Source organism: Sphingomonas sp. 77B, from assembly GCF_056497825.1.
Genome location: NZ_JBWMBY010000001.1, coordinates 3,359,603 through 3,375,106, shown reverse-complemented (window position 1 = coordinate 3,375,106; position 15,504 = coordinate 3,359,603). Strand labels below are relative to the sequence as shown.

Annotated in this window: 15 protein-coding genes; 3 read left to right on the top strand and 12 right to left on the bottom strand. The window is 66.5% G+C overall.

Annotated features, from left to right (window positions below):
• Both AC1GI4_RS15865 and AC1GI4_RS15860 read left to right on the top strand, forming a co-directional pair.
• Positions 1-1,587, top strand: a complete 1,587-nt coding sequence (locus AC1GI4_RS15865) for a sensor histidine kinase (protein ID WP_479630145.1) — start codon at positions 1-3, stop codon at positions 1,585-1,587.
• A gap of 279 nt (positions 1,588-1,866) precedes the next feature.
• Positions 1,867-2,001, top strand: coding sequence for an entericidin A/B family lipoprotein (locus AC1GI4_RS15860; RefSeq protein WP_056434194.1), 135 nt, complete (start codon positions 1,867-1,869; stop codon positions 1,999-2,001).
• Between the two features lie 87 nt (positions 2,002-2,088).
• Here the strand turns inward: AC1GI4_RS15860 and AC1GI4_RS15855 are convergent, their stop codons facing one another.
• From AC1GI4_RS15855 to argS, 9 genes are all read right to left on the bottom strand, one after another.
• Positions 2,089-3,015: an IS110 family transposase gene (locus AC1GI4_RS15855; RefSeq protein WP_479628293.1), complete on the bottom strand. Its 927-nt coding sequence runs from the start codon at positions 3,013-3,015 to the stop codon at positions 2,089-2,091.
• 867 nt (positions 3,016-3,882) lie between these two features.
• Positions 3,883-4,668 (bottom strand): twin-arginine translocase subunit TatC, encoded by a 786-nt coding sequence (gene tatC / locus AC1GI4_RS15850; RefSeq protein ID WP_294274943.1) that lies wholly within the window; start codon positions 4,666-4,668, stop codon positions 3,883-3,885.
• Positions 4,665-5,144: a Sec-independent protein translocase protein TatB gene (tatB, locus tag AC1GI4_RS15845; protein WP_479630144.1), complete on the bottom strand. Its 480-nt coding sequence runs from the start codon at positions 5,142-5,144 to the stop codon at positions 4,665-4,667. The genes tatC and tatB overlap by 4 nt, the downstream gene beginning before the upstream one ends.
• 32 nt (positions 5,145-5,176) lie before the next feature.
• The gene (locus tag AC1GI4_RS15840) at positions 5,177-5,413 is read right to left on the bottom strand and encodes a Sec-independent protein translocase subunit TatA (RefSeq protein WP_479630143.1); all 237 of its coding nucleotides are present in this window, start codon (positions 5,411-5,413) and stop codon (positions 5,177-5,179) included.
• Between the two features lie 155 nt (positions 5,414-5,568).
• Entirely contained in the window at positions 5,569-6,183 is a 615-nt protein-coding gene (gene scpB, locus AC1GI4_RS15835) for an SMC-Scp complex subunit ScpB (RefSeq protein WP_479630142.1), read from the bottom strand.
• Entirely contained in the window at positions 6,180-6,905 is a 726-nt protein-coding gene (locus AC1GI4_RS15830) for a segregation and condensation protein A (protein ID WP_294274939.1), read from the bottom strand. The genes scpB and AC1GI4_RS15830 overlap by 4 nt, the downstream gene beginning before the upstream one ends.
• A 235-nt stretch (positions 6,906-7,140) precedes the next feature.
• Positions 7,141-8,142 carry a glycoside hydrolase family 3 N-terminal domain-containing protein gene (locus AC1GI4_RS15825; RefSeq protein ID WP_479630141.1) on the bottom strand — a complete coding sequence of 334 codons (1,002 nt, stop codon included), beginning with the start codon at positions 8,140-8,142 and terminating at the stop codon, positions 7,141-7,143.
• A gap of 10 nt (positions 8,143-8,152) precedes the next feature.
• On the bottom strand, positions 8,153-8,893 hold the full coding sequence (locus AC1GI4_RS15820) for an SPOR domain-containing protein (protein WP_433910093.1): 741 nt from the start codon (positions 8,891-8,893) through the stop codon (positions 8,153-8,155).
• Positions 8,893-10,617 carry an arginine--tRNA ligase gene (argS, locus tag AC1GI4_RS15815; RefSeq protein ID WP_479630140.1) on the bottom strand — a complete coding sequence of 575 codons (1,725 nt, stop codon included), beginning with the start codon at positions 10,615-10,617 and terminating at the stop codon, positions 8,893-8,895. Before argS ends, AC1GI4_RS15820 begins: the two co-directional genes overlap by 1 nt.
• A gap of 229 nt (positions 10,618-10,846) precedes the next feature.
• Here argS and AC1GI4_RS15810 point away from each other — a divergent pair, with 229 nt between their 5' ends.
• Positions 10,847-11,146, top strand: coding sequence for a hypothetical protein (locus tag AC1GI4_RS15810; RefSeq protein ID WP_479630139.1), 300 nt, complete (start codon positions 10,847-10,849; stop codon positions 11,144-11,146).
• 79 nt (positions 11,147-11,225) lie between these two features.
• Here AC1GI4_RS15810 and AC1GI4_RS15805 read toward each other — a convergent pair whose 3' ends face one another.
• From AC1GI4_RS15805 to AC1GI4_RS15795, 3 genes are all read right to left on the bottom strand, one after another.
• Positions 11,226-12,077: a hypothetical protein gene (locus tag AC1GI4_RS15805; protein WP_479630138.1), complete on the bottom strand. Its 852-nt coding sequence runs from the start codon at positions 12,075-12,077 to the stop codon at positions 11,226-11,228.
• A gap of 103 nt (positions 12,078-12,180) precedes the next feature.
• Positions 12,181-13,347, bottom strand: coding sequence for a deoxyguanosinetriphosphate triphosphohydrolase (locus AC1GI4_RS15800; RefSeq protein ID WP_479630137.1), 1,167 nt, complete (start codon positions 13,345-13,347; stop codon positions 12,181-12,183).
• Positions 13,344-15,392: a tetratricopeptide repeat protein gene (locus tag AC1GI4_RS15795; RefSeq protein ID WP_479630136.1), complete on the bottom strand. Its 2,049-nt coding sequence runs from the start codon at positions 15,390-15,392 to the stop codon at positions 13,344-13,346. Before AC1GI4_RS15795 ends, AC1GI4_RS15800 begins: the two co-directional genes overlap by 4 nt.
• Between the last annotated feature and the right edge of the window lie 112 nt (positions 15,393-15,504).

Below are 15,504 nucleotides of genomic sequence, written 5' to 3'. Positions count from 1 at the left end.
ATGGCCAGCGCTCCTCCCCAAGACATCGAGGCTCCCGAACGCCTCCGCCCTCCCCCGCCCCGTCTCGCAACGGGCGCGAAGCTCGTGCTCGTGCTGGGCAGCACCCTGTTCATCCTGGCCGCCATCGCGGTGTTCGCCACGCTGCAGACCACGCGGCTGGCCGACAGCGAGGCGAGCGGACGGCTTCGCATAGCCGCCAACGAGGATGCCCGCGCCATCGCCTCCGAGCTGATGGGCGACATGACCGCGCTGCGCGTCGCCGTACGCGCGATGGGCCAGGACCCGATGGACATGCCGAGCTGCGCCCGCGCCCAGGGCGTATTCGCGCAACAGTCGGTGACCGGCGCACGTTTCCTCATCACCGATCGGTCGGGCAAGACGTTGTGCGGAGACCCACTGCCCGCCGCCCTGCCGGTGCCGGTCGAAGGGTCACCGATCGGCGCCGACATATTGCCCGGCAAGGGGCTGGTCCTGTCGATCGCCAGCCAGGACGGCCGCGCCCAGGCACGCGCCTTCTTCCCCTTGCCCTTCCTCCAGTCGCTGACCGACCAGAACGCGCCCGCCAGCCCGATTGAGTCGGTGCTGGAGCTGGATGGCGAGTTGCTGCCCCTTCACCAGCTGTCGCATCGGGGCGCGCTGGATCGCATGAAGTCGATGCGCACCGAATTGGGTATCGCCGGACTGGTCCTGCGCACCTCCACACCCAGCGCGCCGATCACCTCGTCGCTGATCGTCGCGCTCGCGCTGCCGCTGCTGATGTGGCTGGCCGCCGTGGTGCTGGGCTGGTTCATCGTTGATCGGCTGCTGATCCGCCCCTTGCGTCGGTTGCGGACCATCGTCGCGACCTACCAGCCGGGCGAGGTGCTGGATATTTCCGGGGTCGAGGCTGCCCCCGCCCAGGAAATTCGCGATCTGGCCGACACGTTCGAGGCGATCACCCAGACCGTCGCCACGCACGAGGCGGGGCTGGCCGAGGGACTGGTGCGCCAGACCAAGCTGACCCGCGAGGTCCACCACCGGGTCAAGAACAACCTGCAGGTGATCTCCAGCCTTATCAACTTCCATGCGCGCGGGGCGACGGGGCCGGAGGCGATGGCCGCCTATTCCTCGATCCAGCGGCGGGTCGACGCGCTGGCGGTCGTCCATCGGCATCACTTCGCCGAACTGGAGGAAAATCGCGGTCTGAACCTGCGCACGATGATCGGCGAGCTGGCCGCCAATATCCGCGCCACCGCGCCGGAGAGCGTGTCGGGCATCGGTATCTCGCTCGACGTCGCGCCGCTGCTGGTCAACCAGGACGTGGCGGTCGCCGTTGCCTTCCTGGTCACCGAGACGATCGAGCTGGCGATGAACTGCGATCCCACGGCGCAGATCCGTGTCGCGATCAAGCCCGCCGAACAGGAAGGCCGTGCGGTCGTCCGGGTCGTCACCCGCGCGCTGGTCGAGACCGACGAACTGCGCCACCTGATCGGCAAGCGCTATGGCCGGGTGATGGAGGGGCTGGCGCGACAGCTTCGTGCGCCGCTGCACCATGATCCGCTGGTCGGTGCCTATGAGATCGCCATCCCGATCGTCGGACGCGACTGAATCCAAAAAAGATTCGCGACGGCGAAAAAGACGGGAACCCCTGCCTTGGCAGTGTGTTCTGCTCTTCGGATAGCGAACTTATGCCCCCCCGCTCTCGCTGTCCAAGCCATAGGCCTGGAAGCGTCCACCCTCCCCCCCCCGGTGACGCTTCCAGGCCTTAATCTTTTTTGGGGCCATTCCTCTCCACGATTCCCCTCAGCCACATCGTCCGTGACAGACGCGGAACGATTGCAGGCGTGACGCATTGATCGGCAACGGATTTCATCGAGGAGACAGAGAATGCGTAAGCTCATGGGTCTGGCGATCGTCGCCGGTGCGCTGCTGGTCAGCGCGTGCAACACCGTCGAGGGCGTCGGCCGCGACGTGAGCTCGGCGGGCAACACGGTCGCCAAGACGGCGAACGACGCCAAGTAAGCCTTCACCCGGCTGACGATTGCGAAAGGGCTCCGACGGGTTTCCGTCGGGGCCCTTTTCCGTGTTTGGCGGGGGCAACTGTGATGCTCATGAGAGAGCGATAGGCTGTCGCTTTCGGATCATGGCGTTGAGGATGACGAGGAGTTGGCGTGCGACGGCGATAAGGATGGTCTTTGGCGCCTTGCCTTTGGCTCGCATCCTGTCGCGCATAGCGGTGAGGACGGGGATGCGCCGTGAGGCATTGAGGGCGGCGATGTAGAGGGCTTCGCGGACCTTGCGCCGCCCGCCCCAAATGCGCCTGGCGCCGCGCCATGTGCCACTTTCGCGGGCGTGGGGAGCGAGGCCGGCGAGCGAGGCGATCTTTCGACGGCACAGCGTGCCGAGTTCGGGAAGTTCACCGAGCAGGGTTGCCAGGACGGTGGGCCCGATGCCGGGAACAGCCGTCAGCAGCTGGGCCTGTTCGGACAGGGCCCGATCCTGGGCGATGAAGCCTGCGATCTGGCGGTCGAGCTGGGCGATCTGCTGGCTGAGCAGGTCGATCATGGCTTCGATGGCTTGTGCGATTTCGGGTTGGCCTGCGCTGTGGCGATGCAGCTTTTCGGCTTTGCGCATGTCGACCAACTGTCTGCGGCGACGCAGGAAATCGGCCAGGCGTGAACGGGCAGGGCTGAGCGGGATGGTAGCGGGCAGGTTCAGCGCTGCGCCCATCTGCGCGAGCACGCGGGCATCGACGCGGTCAGTCTTGGCCAGCGTGCCGGTGGCTCTGGCGAACTCGCGGGCCTGACGCGGATTGACGCGCGAGAAGGGATGGCCGCGTGTCGCCAGCGCGGCGATCAGGTCACCGTCGCAACCACTGGTCGCCTCGAAGACAAGGCGGATGTCGTGGTCGAGCGTGTCGAGCCAGACGGCGATGGCATCCGGTGTATTGGCGATCCGCCCGATCCGGCCCGATGGCAGCTCGCAGATGTCGATGACGGCACGCGAAAGGTCGCAGCCGATAACGGCTTGTGGCATGGTATAGGCTCCTGTCCATGTCGTGCGGGATCAGCAGTCCCAAGCAACTGTTCAGGGTTGTGACCAACGCGGAAGGGACCCTTGCTCCCTATCGGGCTCCAGACCCTCGGGGGGGACGGGCTCCCTTCCGCAACATCTTCATACCACCGTCGCATCAGACAGGGGGGGTAGCTCTTCCGACCGTCAAGCGGACGATCTGCTTTCGCAAAGTTGCTATCTTCACAGATTTTATGGCATCCAATGCTGGATGCGCGATAGCACCAGCTTTTCCCCCCGATGGTTGTGGGCAATCTTCGCTGCGGGGTTGGTTGCAAGCTTGGCGGTCTTTGGCTTCAGTGCCGATTGGTCGTCGCAATCTTGGCTAGACATTGCAGCCTTCATAGCAAGCGTCATCAGCGCGTTTGGGGTGCTTCTCTATGCTATGCAGAGAGCCGCGCTTCCCGCATTCTGGAATGTTTTCCGATGGGTTTTTAGCGGCCTGGTTATCGCACAAACTATAGTTCATGGTTTTTATTGCGCTGGCCTGCGAGGCTTTACCGGATTGGGTTCCGCCGCATTCATCGGTGCGCTTTCAATAGCTTTTGGCGGGATATATTTTGTTCAGTGGGCCGCGATGAGCAGGCTAAGTCTTAGGGACTAGCCTGTTGCACATTTCCATCCATGGCAGACCTGATAACCACGGGCAGCGACAAATCTACCCGTCACGTTCGACCTTGCTCAGGCTGAACACAGCTGGGGGCAAGGGTTAAACCCCAACCGCCGTTCAGCCTGAGCGCAGTCGAAGGCCACGCCCCACCCTTTCTTTACCCAATAAAAAAGGGCCTCGGCTTCCACCGAGACCCTTCCCAATCCAAAACCGCATCGCGATCAGGCGACCGCGTCGGCATCCTCTTCCACCGCCGCCTGCTTCGACCGGGCCCGCTCGGTGAACCAGATGCCGATGATCGCCAACTCGTACAGAATGATGAGAGGCACTGCGAGCAGCACCTGCGACATCAGGTCGGGCGGGGTCAGCACCGCCGCGATCGCGGTCGCCGCGACGATGGCGTAGCGCCGCGCACCGATCAGCTGCTTGCGCGTGACGATCCCCGCCCGTTCCAGCAGCATCAGCAGCACCGGCAGCAGGAAGGCCAAGCCGAAGGCAAACAGGAACTGCATGACGAAGGACAGGTAATTGCCGATCGCGGGCAGCGCCTCTCGCTTCACACCACCGACCATGCCGTCAAAGCCGAGCAGGAAGTGCAGCGCCATCGGGATGGCGATATAATAGGCCATCGCCGCCCCCATCAGGAACAGCACCGGCGTCGCCAGCAGGAAGGGCAATAGCGCCTTCTTTTCCTTGCGGTACAGGCCCGGCGCGACGAACTGCCACAGCTGGTTGGCGATCACCGGAAATGAGATCATCATCGCGGCGAAGAACGACACCTTCACCTGGACGAAGAACGCCTCGAAAATCTGGGTATAGACCAGCGTCCCCTGCCCCGCCCGGAGCAGCGGCTTGGCGAGGAAGCCGAAGATCGATTCCGAAAAATACATCGACACGCCAAAGGCCAGGCCGATGGCGATGATGCAGTAGAGCAGCCGCCGCCGCAGCTCGATCAGATGCTCCAGCAGGGGCGCGCGGCTGGCGTCGATCTCGTCATGGTCGCTCACGATGCCGCCCCCTCGGTGCCGCGCGACGGATGCTCGCTGGCGGGTGCAGGTGCGACGACGGGCTTTTCGACCATCACCGGCCGATCGCTATGATCCGCATGGGCATCGCCCCGGTCGTGTGCGTGGGGGTCGTGTGCGTGCGCATCACGATGGGGTGCATCGGATGCGGTGTCGTCGGGCAATGCCGCCGGGGTCGCCGCCGCCGGGGTCGCTTCGACGTCGACATGCGGGGGCGTATCGGCGGCATGTTCGCGCATGATCCGCTCATTCTCGGCGGCCCAGCGCTTTTCCATTTCCTCCAGCTCGGCCTCCCGGACCATATTGTCGAAGCCCTGGCGGAACTGGCGCGTGACGCCGCGCGCCTTGCCCACCCAATAGCCGACGACACGCATCGCCTTGGGCAGGTCCTTGGGACCGATCACGACCAGCGCGACGATGGCGACCAGCAGGAATTCGCTGGAATCGATGTTGAACATGAAAGTCCGGTGCTGGGTCTAAACGAGCCGGATCAGCGATCGTCGCGCACGCGCTCGCCGTCGCGATCGAAGGCGGGCTCGGCCGACTTCTGCGCCTCGATCCGGGCCGACGGCTTGGCGGGCGTCTCGTCTTCCTCGGCCATGCCCTTCTTGAAGTTCTTCACGCCCTTGGCGACGTCGCCCATCAGGTTGGAGAAACGGCCGCCGCCAAGCAGAAGGATCGCGACGATCGCGAGAACGACAAGATGGATCGGGCTAAAGCTGCCCATGGCACGTCTCCTGGAATTTATAATCTATCTAGGCTTTGGCATCGCCAGCGGCAATGGGCCAGCGGCAATGGTCGAGCGATGACATGGCCCCTGATCGGGGGATGCAGAAGCCGTGGCCCCGCATTGTGACGTGGCCATGACGCAAAGGAAAGCGCTCAATCGCCGTCTTCCCCGTCCGAATGCGCTTCACCATCGGGCATATCCTCGTCGCCCAACCGCTCCAGCGCGAGATCGACCGGATCGAGCAGCCCGGCGGCGCGCAGATCCTCCAGTCCCGGCAGGTCACGGCGGCTGGTCAGCCCGAAATGCTGGAGAAAGGCGGGCGTCGTCGCATAGATGAGCGGCCTGCCCGGCACCTCGCGCCGCCCGGCGGGGCGCACCCACCCGGCCTCCATCAACACGTCCAGCGTCCCCTTCGAGATGGCGACGCCGCGAATCGCCTCGATCTCGGCGCGGCTGACGGGTTCGTGATAGGCGATGATCGCGAGGGTCTCGATCGCGGCGCGCGACAGGCGGCGGGCTTCCTCGCGGTCGCGGCGCAGCAGATGGGCGAGATCGGGCGCGGTCTGGAAATGCCAGCGGTCGCCGCGTCGGACCAGCGTGATGCCCCGCCCGCGATACTGCGCCTCCAGTTGCTCCAACGCGCTGCGAATGTCGCCGCCGCCCCTGCCGACGCCGACATGCGCGCGGATCGAGTCCACGCTTATCGGATCGGGCGAGGCGAACAGCACCGCCTCGACGGCACGGACGGTCGGATCGATGTCGGTCATGGCGCGGGCTGACGGATCAGCAGCGGCGCAAAGGGAGCGGCCTGGCGAAGTTCGACCTTGCCCTGTCGCGCGAGTTCGAGAATCGCGAGGAAGCTCGATGCCAGCGCCGACCGCCGCAACCGCTCGCTGCCCTCGGGAAGGAAGGTCTCGATCGCCGACCAGTCGATCCGGCTGCCGACCAGCATCGACACCCTCTCCAGCGCGGCCTCCAGGGTCATTACCTGCCGGTCGGCGACGACGTGCATGACCGGGCGGGTGCGCGCGTTGATCCGGCCATAGGCGGAGATCAGGTCGTACAGCTCGGCCTGCCACATCGCCTTGCGCTGCACCGCCAGTCCTTCAGGCGCACCCCGCGGGAACACGTCGCGGCCCAGCCGGTCGCGCGCCATCAGCCGCGCACCGCATTCCCGCATCGCGGCCAGCCGTTCGAGCCGGAGTTGCAGGCGCAGCGCCATTTCCTCGGGGTCCGGTTCCTCCTCCGGCGGGCGAGGCAGCAGCAGGGAGGATTTGAGATAGGCGAGCCAGGCGGCCATCACCAGATAATCGGCGGCCAGTTCCAGCTGCATCCGCCCCGCCTTGTCGACGAAGCGCAGATATTGCTCGACCAGGGCCAGGATCGAAATCTGCCGCAGATCGACCTTTTGCGAGCGGGCCAGCGACAGCAATAGATCGAGCGGCCCTTCCCACCCGTCCAGATCAAGCGTCAGCTGTTCCCCCGTCATCCCGCGTTGCTTAGCGGCGATGATGCGGGATGGCGAGACGGCGCGTAACGGGCGTCAAACCGATGGAGAGAAGAGATCGGCTCCTTCCAATTCCTCCCCATCTTCGATGGGGAGGGGGACCGCGCCCGCAGGGCGTGGTGGAGGGGCTTGGGCGCTCCGTCTCGCCCCTCCACCATCGCTGGCGCGATGGTCCCCCTCCCCAAGCTTGCTTGGGGAGGAATGGGGGCATTACCTATTACGCGAGCGCCAGCAGCGCGTCGCGGCGTGCGATCAGCTCGGCGAAATCGCCCTCGCCCGATCCGACGCTCGCCATCGCACGGTCGAGACGGGCACGGGCGATATCGGTGATCGGGGGCACGCGTCCGGCGATCTCAACCATCTCGTCCATGCGCGCCCAGCAATCTAGAACGAGATCGCATCCTGCCGCCAAAGCACCCGCAGCCTTCTCGCCCGCCGTGCCGCTCAGCGCCTTCATGTCGATATCGTCGGTCATCAACAGGCCGTCGAAACCGATCCGTCCCCGGATGATCCGCTCGATCACGGCCGGCGACAGGGTGGCGGGGCGCTCGGCGTCCCACGCCTCGAACAGGATATGGCTGGTCATGCCCATCGGGGCATCCGACAGCGTGATGAAGGGTTCCAGATCGACTTCGAGTTCCGCTTCACCGGCCGTGACGGTCGGCATCAGGTGATGCGAGTCGACCAGCGCCCGGCCATGGCCCGGCATGTGCTTGATAACGCCGACCACGCCCGCCGCCGCCAGCCCTTCCAGCATGGCACGCCCCAATGCGGCGACCTGCATCGGTTCGGTGCCATAGGCACGGCAGGCGATCGCCTCCGTCGTGTCGGCTTGCGCCACGTCGAGCAGCGGCGCGCAGTCGACGGTGATCCCGACCTCGCGCAGCATCACGCCCAGCGCCTGGCCGTTGGCGCGCATCGCCTGTATCGCCGACATCGGCGCCTGCTCGTACAGCTTGGCGAAGACCGGCCCGGCCGGGAAAGCGGGCCATTCGGGCGGCCCCATGCGCGCGACACGGCCGCCTTCCTGATCGATCAGGATCGCCAGATCGTCCCGCCCCGCCAACTCCCGCAAGCTGTCGGTCAGAGCGCGGACCTGTGTCCGGTCGAGGATGTTGCGCTTGAACAGGATATAGCCCGCCGGTTCGACCGAAGCGAAGAACGCCCGCTCGTTGGGGGTCATGACCGGGCCGGACAGGCCGAAAATGACGGGGATCATGGTCGGTCGATCAGCTGGCGACGAAGCAGCTCTCGCCCGCCACGCGCAGGCGGCCGCAGATGTCGGCGGCCTGGTTGGCCGAACCGGCATTGACGCGCAGGCGATACAGGGTCTTGCCGTTCGACGCGACCGGCTGGACCACCTTGCCCAGTGCGGCGACATAGGAGAAGCGCTTGGAGAAGCGGTCCCAGGCGGCGTTGGCCGAAGACTCGCTGGGATAGGCGCCCAGCTGGACCATCGCCCCGCCGGTCGGGGCCGCAGCGGGGGCACGCGCCGCCGCGACGGGTGCGGGCGCGACGAGCTTGCCGCCCGATTCCGGCACCTGCGCCACCGCGTTACGGCCGCCATTGGGCTCGGCGGGCTTCTGCACGACGCGGGTGCCGTTCATCGGTGCCTCGGGCACGGCGCGCAGGTCGATCGCGCCGGTGCCGCCGGGCTTGCCCGCGCTGGTCGCGATGGCGGTGTTGCCCTCGCCCTTGACCTTCAGGCCGCCGGGATCGGCCGGACGGACCTTATAGTCGCCCTCGGGCGCTGCGATCACCGCGCCGTCGCCGTCCGCCGCCGCGCGGTTCGCCTGCCACTTGTAGAAGCCGAAGCCGATCGCTGCCAGGATGGCGAGGCCCAGAATGACCAGCGCCACGACCTTGCCGATACCGACGCCCTCCGGCTCATCGGCCTCGACGGTTTCCAGCCAGGGCAGGCGATCCGTCTCGTCCAGATCCAGGGCTCGACCGTCCGTCTCGTTCGCCATCACTTCATCTCCGACACGGCTTCGACGCCCATCAGCGCCAGACCATTGCGTATGATCTGCCCGATCCCGTCGCTGAGGAAAAGACGCGCGCGGGTCAGTTCGGCATCTTCCACGATCAGGAAGCGGCGATCGACCCGGTCGTTGCCGACATTCCACGCCGCATGGAAGGCGGCGGCGAGGTCATAGAGGTAGAAGGCGACACGATGCGGCTCGCGCGCGGTCGCCGCCGTCTCGACGATGCGCGGGAACTGCGCGGCCAGCTTGACCAGCGCCAGATCCTCGGCGTCGAGCAGCGACAGGTCGGCGGTGCCGCCCTCAATCCCCGCTTCCGCCGCACGCCGCTTGAGCGAGGCGATACGGGCATGCGCGTACTGCACGTAGAAGACCGGATTGTCCTTCGACGCCTCGACCACCTTGGCAAAGTCGAAGTCCATCTGCGCATCGGCACGGCGAGTCAGCATGGTGAAGCGCACCACGTCCTTGCCGACTTCGCGCACGACATCGGCGAGCGTCACGAAGTTGCCTGCGCGCTTCGACATCTTCACCGGCTCGCCGCCGCGCAGCAGGCGAACCATCTGCACCAGCTTCACGTCGAACTTCGTCTTGCCGCCGGTCAGCGCCTCGACCGCCGCGACGATGCGCTTGACGGTGCCCGCATGATCGGCGCCCCAGATGTCGATCAGCTGGTCCGCGCCTTCCGCCTTCTGGTAGTGATAGGCCAGGTCGGCGCCGAAATAGGTCCAGGCGCCGTTCGACTTCTTGATCGGGCGGTCCTGATCGTCGCCGAACTGGCTGGAGCGGAACAGCGGCAGCTCGACCGGCTCCCAATCCTCGGGCGTCTCGCCCTTGGGAGCCTCCAGCACGCCGTCATAGACCAGTCCGCGCGAGCGCAGCTCGGCCTCGGCCGCCTCGGGCTTGCCCGCCGCCTGCAGCTCAGCCTCGGACGAGAAGATGTTGTGATGGATGCCCAGCAGCGCCAGATCCTCGCGGATCATCGCCATCATCGCCGCCACCGCGCGGGTGCGGAACAGGACCAGCCATTCGCTCTCGGGCGCGTCGACATATTTGTCGCCATATTCGGCCGCGAGTTCCGCGCCGATCGGCTTCAGATATTCGCCCGGATACAGGCCCTCGGGGATTTCGATCGTCGCGCCCAGCGCCTCGCGATAGCGCAAATGCGCCGAGCGGGCGAGGACGTCGACCTGGCCGCCAGCATCGTTGACATAATATTCGCGGATGACCCTGTGGCCCGCAAACTCCAGCAGCGTGGCAAGCGCATCGCCCACCACCGCGCCGCGGCAATGGCCCATGTGCATCGGCCCGGTCGGATTGGCCGAGACATATTCGATATTGACGGTGACGCCATTGCCACGCGTCGAACGGCCATAATCTCCGCCCGCCGCCGGGATCGCGGCCAGCTCGTCGCGCCATGCCGCATCGGTCAGCCGCATGTTGAGGAAGCCCGGCCCCGCGACGGATACGCTGTCCACCTCGTCCAGCTTGCCCAGCTCCGCGGCGATCGCCTCGGCCAGCGCGCGCGGATTGGTGCCTGCGGGCTTGGCCAGCACCATCGCGGCGTTGGTGGCGAGATCGCCGTGCGACGCATCACGCGGCGGCTCGACCGTCACATTGCGGCGATCCAGCCCGCCGGGCAGCGTGCCGGCGGCGACCAGCGTGTCCAGCGCCGCATCGATATGCGCGGCAAAGCGGGTGTAGAGGGTCATCACATCGTCCGATCGGGGTAGCAAAGCGTTGCGCTCTAGCGAAATCGGATGCCCGCTTCAAATCATGGCTTACCGGCCCATGGAACGATTGCGCCGGATGCAATCAGGCGGAATGCCTTTGCAGTTGCCGCCCATACTGCATCGCAATATTTTCGAAGGCGAAAGTAGAAGCGCTGACAAAGCGCGAGAGGACCTGATCCGGCTCAACGCAAATGCGGGAGTTTCGATCATGCGCAAGACCATTCTGATCCTGGCCGCCTCCGTCGCCGCCGCCGTCCCCACCATCGGTGCGATTGCCGCCGAGGGCGAGCAGCGCTTCGTCCATGAGGGCAGCACCTATGTCTACACCCGTTCGGACGCGAACGGCCAGTCGGTGATCCAGGGCCATCGCTATCCGGGTGGCGAGCCGTTCCGCTTCGTCGTGAAGGGCCACCGCGTCACCGGCACGACCGGCAACACCCAGGTCGCCTTCACCACCGACGAAGCCCGCGGCGCAATGGGCGCGGGCGTCGAGACCAGCGCTCGCTGATCCCTTCGTCGTTTCCAAGAAAAAGGCCTGTCCTCCAGAGGAGGGCAGGCCTTTTTCGTCGGTTTTCCGGAAAGTCCGCTCACCAGCGCGGTTTGACCGCGCTCCATTCCAGGAAAGCTGGGTCGGGTGCCGACGATGCATAGGACATCACGATCTCGCGCGCCTCTTCGAACGTGAACACGTCGCGCGATATGGCCCGTCGAGCCGCTTCTGTACTCTTATGGACAGCATATAATGGTGGGCCCTGATGCGCTTCGGCTTTCGCGATGGCATAGTCGCCACCCCCAAAAGTGACATGCAGATAGGCACTGGTCACCGTCTCGACCTTGAGCGCGCTTGTAGGCCCGACGCCGATCAGCAGATCGTGTAGCAGATCGGGCGTCACGGGATCGATGAGCTTTTGACCGCCTACTGACACGGCAAGGCCCGGCACGACCGTCACCGCACGAGATTGCGCGCGCAAAGATGCGCCCGATAGAGCGACGGCATCGCGCATATAGCAAACAATGGGCTCCGCCTGACGGCGGTCGCGATGCGCCGTCCACCATAGAAGCGGTAGGCCGCCAAATAGGATGACAGCAAGCAACAACGGATCATCAAAGCCGGTGTTTTCCTTGCGAATCACGCCAAGCAGAGCGGCGATGGCCATGCACGCCCATAGGGTCATGAAAGCGATTCCATTCAGATCGGAACCAGCCCGGCCACTCAACCGCGTCTGACCGCCTTGTTGGGAGATGATGCCGAACACCATCGGGCCCGATCGACTAAGTGCAGTGAACCAAAGGCAAAACAACGGCCCGAGCACCCAACCCCGCGCGCCGCTCCGTGGTTCGAGCAACGGCTTCAGGCCAGCGCGAAGGCGGGCTTGCGTCTCCGTCAGGGAATAGGGGGACGATAGATCGATGCGATAGCCAAAGGGCTCGAACGACATGAGTGAATTGCCCCTGTTCATGGCACGCCGCGATTTCCCGCGAACTCCGACCATCGCCCTTCCAGACTGTCCAACGGATTGACAAGCTTCCAAAACGGCGCCGTCAGAACCCCTCCGGTAGGTCGATGTCGCCCACCACCTCGCGGTAACACCGAACCGCATAACGATCCGTCATCCCGGCGATAAAGTCCGCGATATGCCGGCTGCGTGCGGGCTCTTCCCCCGGCAACCGCTCGCGCCATTCCTCGGGCAGCTGCGCCGGATCGGCATGATAGGCCGCGAACAGGCCCTTCACGATGCCGTGCGCCGCATCGGCCGCCGCCAGCTGGAGCGGATGGTGGTAGAGATTGGCGTACATGAAACGCTTCAGGTCGCGCTCCTCGATCCGCATCGCATCGGAAAAGCCGACCAGCGCCCGGCCCGCCGCGCGAACGTCGGCCACGTCCCCTACCCCGCTTTCGGCGATGCGGGTTCGGGTTTCGGCGACCAGGTCGTTGACCATCACCCCGATCTGCGAGCGGATCAGTTCGCTCGCCAGCCTTTTGGGTGTGACATCGGGAAACTGCGCCCGTGCCGCATCCCAGCCCCGCGCCACCAGCGGCACTGCCAGCAACTGGTCGAGCGTCAGCAGCCCGGCGCGTAGGCCGTCGTCGATATCGTGATTGTCGTACGCGATATCGTCCGCCAGCGCCGCGACCTGCGCCTCCAGCGAGGCATGGCTGTCCAGGTCGAGCGGAAAACCCGCATCCGCCTCCTGCAAGGCCCAGCCGGGATGGCGCACCGGGCCATTATGCTTGGCCAGCCCCTCCAGCGTCTCCCAGCTGAGGTTCAGGCCCTCCCAACGGGGATAGGGTCGCTCGATCTCGGTCAGGGTGCGCAGCGTATGGCCGTTATGATCGAACCCACCATGATCGGCGAGCGCGGCCTTCAGCGCATCCTCGCCCGCATGGCCGAAGGGCGGATGACCGATATCGTGCGCCAGGCACAAAGCCTCGGTCAGGTCCTCGTTCAGCCCCAGCGTGCGTGCGATCGTGCGGCCAATCTGCGCGACCTCCAGGCTGTGGGTCAGGCGGACGCGGAAATGGTCGCCGTCGGGCGCCATGAAGACCTGCGTCTTGTGGCGCAGCCGCCGGAAGCTGATCGAATGGATGATCCGGTCGCGGTCGCGCTGGAACGCGTCGCGCGGTCCCCGCGCCAGCCCCGAGGCCTCGTCATGTCGGCGGCCGCGGCTGTGTTCGGGATCGGAAGCCCAGGGGGCGTAGCGGCTCACTTGGCGTCGAGCCGCGTCACCGCCTGCCCTGCATCGCTCGTCACGGGAAAGGCCGATACGCCCTTCTTGGCGAGCTGGTTGACGAAGGCGCGCGCCTCCGCATCGGTCTTGAACGGGCCGGTCAGGACGCGGTTGGTCGCGCGGTTCGGCGTCTTATACCCCTTGCGCGCGGCGAACAACTCGGGCGCCTTGGCCTTTGTCGCGGCCCAGGCCTTGGGCAGATCGTCCTCATTCGCCCCGCCTGAAACCTGGACCCAGATCCGCTCGGGGTTGGCACGGGCGCGCTTCTTTTCCTCGGCCTCTTCCTTGGCGGCAAGCGCCTTCTTCTCGGCCTCGGCCTTTTTGGCGGCCAGCGCCTTGTTCTCGGCCGCGGCTTTGGCGGCGGCGGCCTTGCGCTCGGCGGCGGTGGGCGCGCGGGGGGCGACATCCTCCGTCTCGGCGGCCTTTTCGCGCGCTTGCTTGTCGCGTTCCGCCTTGCTCCGCGCCTCGGCGACGACACGTTGCGCACCGCTGCTCACCGGCGTTGCGGCGGCAATGGCGGCGGGCCGCTCGGGGCCTTCGACGCCCAGTTCGGAGGCCGGGATCGAGAGATTGGCGACGATCCGCGCCAGCACCGAATCCTCGCGTGCCGAGCGAGCGGGCGTCGGCGGCGTGCGGCGTGTGGCGACCCGCGTCGGGCGGTTCGACGGCGTCTCATCCTCGGCCTTGCTCGGCAGCGGCTGGACCATCGCGGTGGCGACGGGTGCAGGCTTGACGGGCACGGGGTCGGGCGCTGGAACGGTCTGCACCATCTGGAGCGGCGGGGCCGCCGGAGCAGCGGCAGGCAGTGGCTGGACCATCGCGGTGGCGGTCGTGACGGGCGTCGTCGGAGCCGATGTCGCCGGAGTCGTCGTCGGCGCGGCGGGCAGCGGCTGGATCGCTGGCCGTGTGGTGTTCGATGCCATTTCGACCGGCGCCCGGGCTGCCGATGCCGTCGGCAAGGCGCTCGTGAAGCCCGGCTGCGGCTGGGTCTGGGAGGGCGTCTGCGTTTGGGGCAAAGGCTGGACCGTCGGCGCTGCGGCGGCGGCGACGCGCGGGGTCATCGTCGACGCCATTTGCGTCGGTGCGGAAGTGACCGGCGCGGTATTCACCGCACTTGCTGCCCCACGCGAATTGCGACCGCCGCGCCGCCGAACTTCACGCGTCGCCAGCGGCGCAGGCGTGGTCACGGGGGACGAGGCGAGCGCCACCGGCGCCTCTGGGGTCAACGGCGGCAGGTTCGGGGCCAGCTTCGCATCGGCCAGCCGTTCGGGAGTCGGGCGGGTCTCGCCGAAATGGACGGCAAAGGCGCGGTCGACGGCGGGCAGGCTCGGCAGCCGTTGGAAAAAGGGTTGGAGCCCCTGCGCCAGCTGCGGCGGCATCATGGTCGAGGCGATCCGCGTCGCCTCGGGCAGGTCGCCGCCCATCGCCAGGATGAAGGCGCGCGCCCGCCAGGCGGCGCGGTCGGTCTTGCGCAGCAGCGGATCGAGCTGTTCGAGCGCCTGATCCCGCTTCCCGGAAATACCGAGCGACAGGGCGTAGCGGCGTATGATCTCGTCGGTGGGCGCATTGGCCAGCGCCAGCCGGTAATCGCGTTGCGCCCGCGCCTGATCGCCGACCAGGTCATAAGCGAGGCCACGGTCGCCCGCGAAGCGCGCGGGCGGCAGGCCTGCGGCTTCGGCCTGGGTGAAGTAGCGCAGCGCCTCGCCCGGCCGTTCCGATCGGACCAGGATCGCCCCCATGCCCGCCTTGATCCGCGGATCGCGCGGATCGACCTTTTCGGCGCGCGCCAACAGCGAGGCGGCACCCGACAGGTCGTCGAGATGGATGGACAGATCCGCCGCCTCGACCAGCGCATCGACATTGCGGGGATTTTGCGCGACGCGGCGCATCACGTCCCCCAGCTTGTCGGCATCGGTGGTGCCGGGAAGCGGCTGAACCACTTCCTGTGCGAGAACGGGCACGGGCGCGGCGGCGAGGGCCAACGCGAGCGCGAGCGAAGCGCGGGGAAAAATTGCGAACGTCATGGGACCATGGCCCATAAAGCGTGTTTCGTGGGCGGCGGCAATGGCTAAGGCGAGCCTCACGCGCCCGATCGCTCCGCACGGTCGACCAATAGGGGGGAGGTTGGCGGACCTA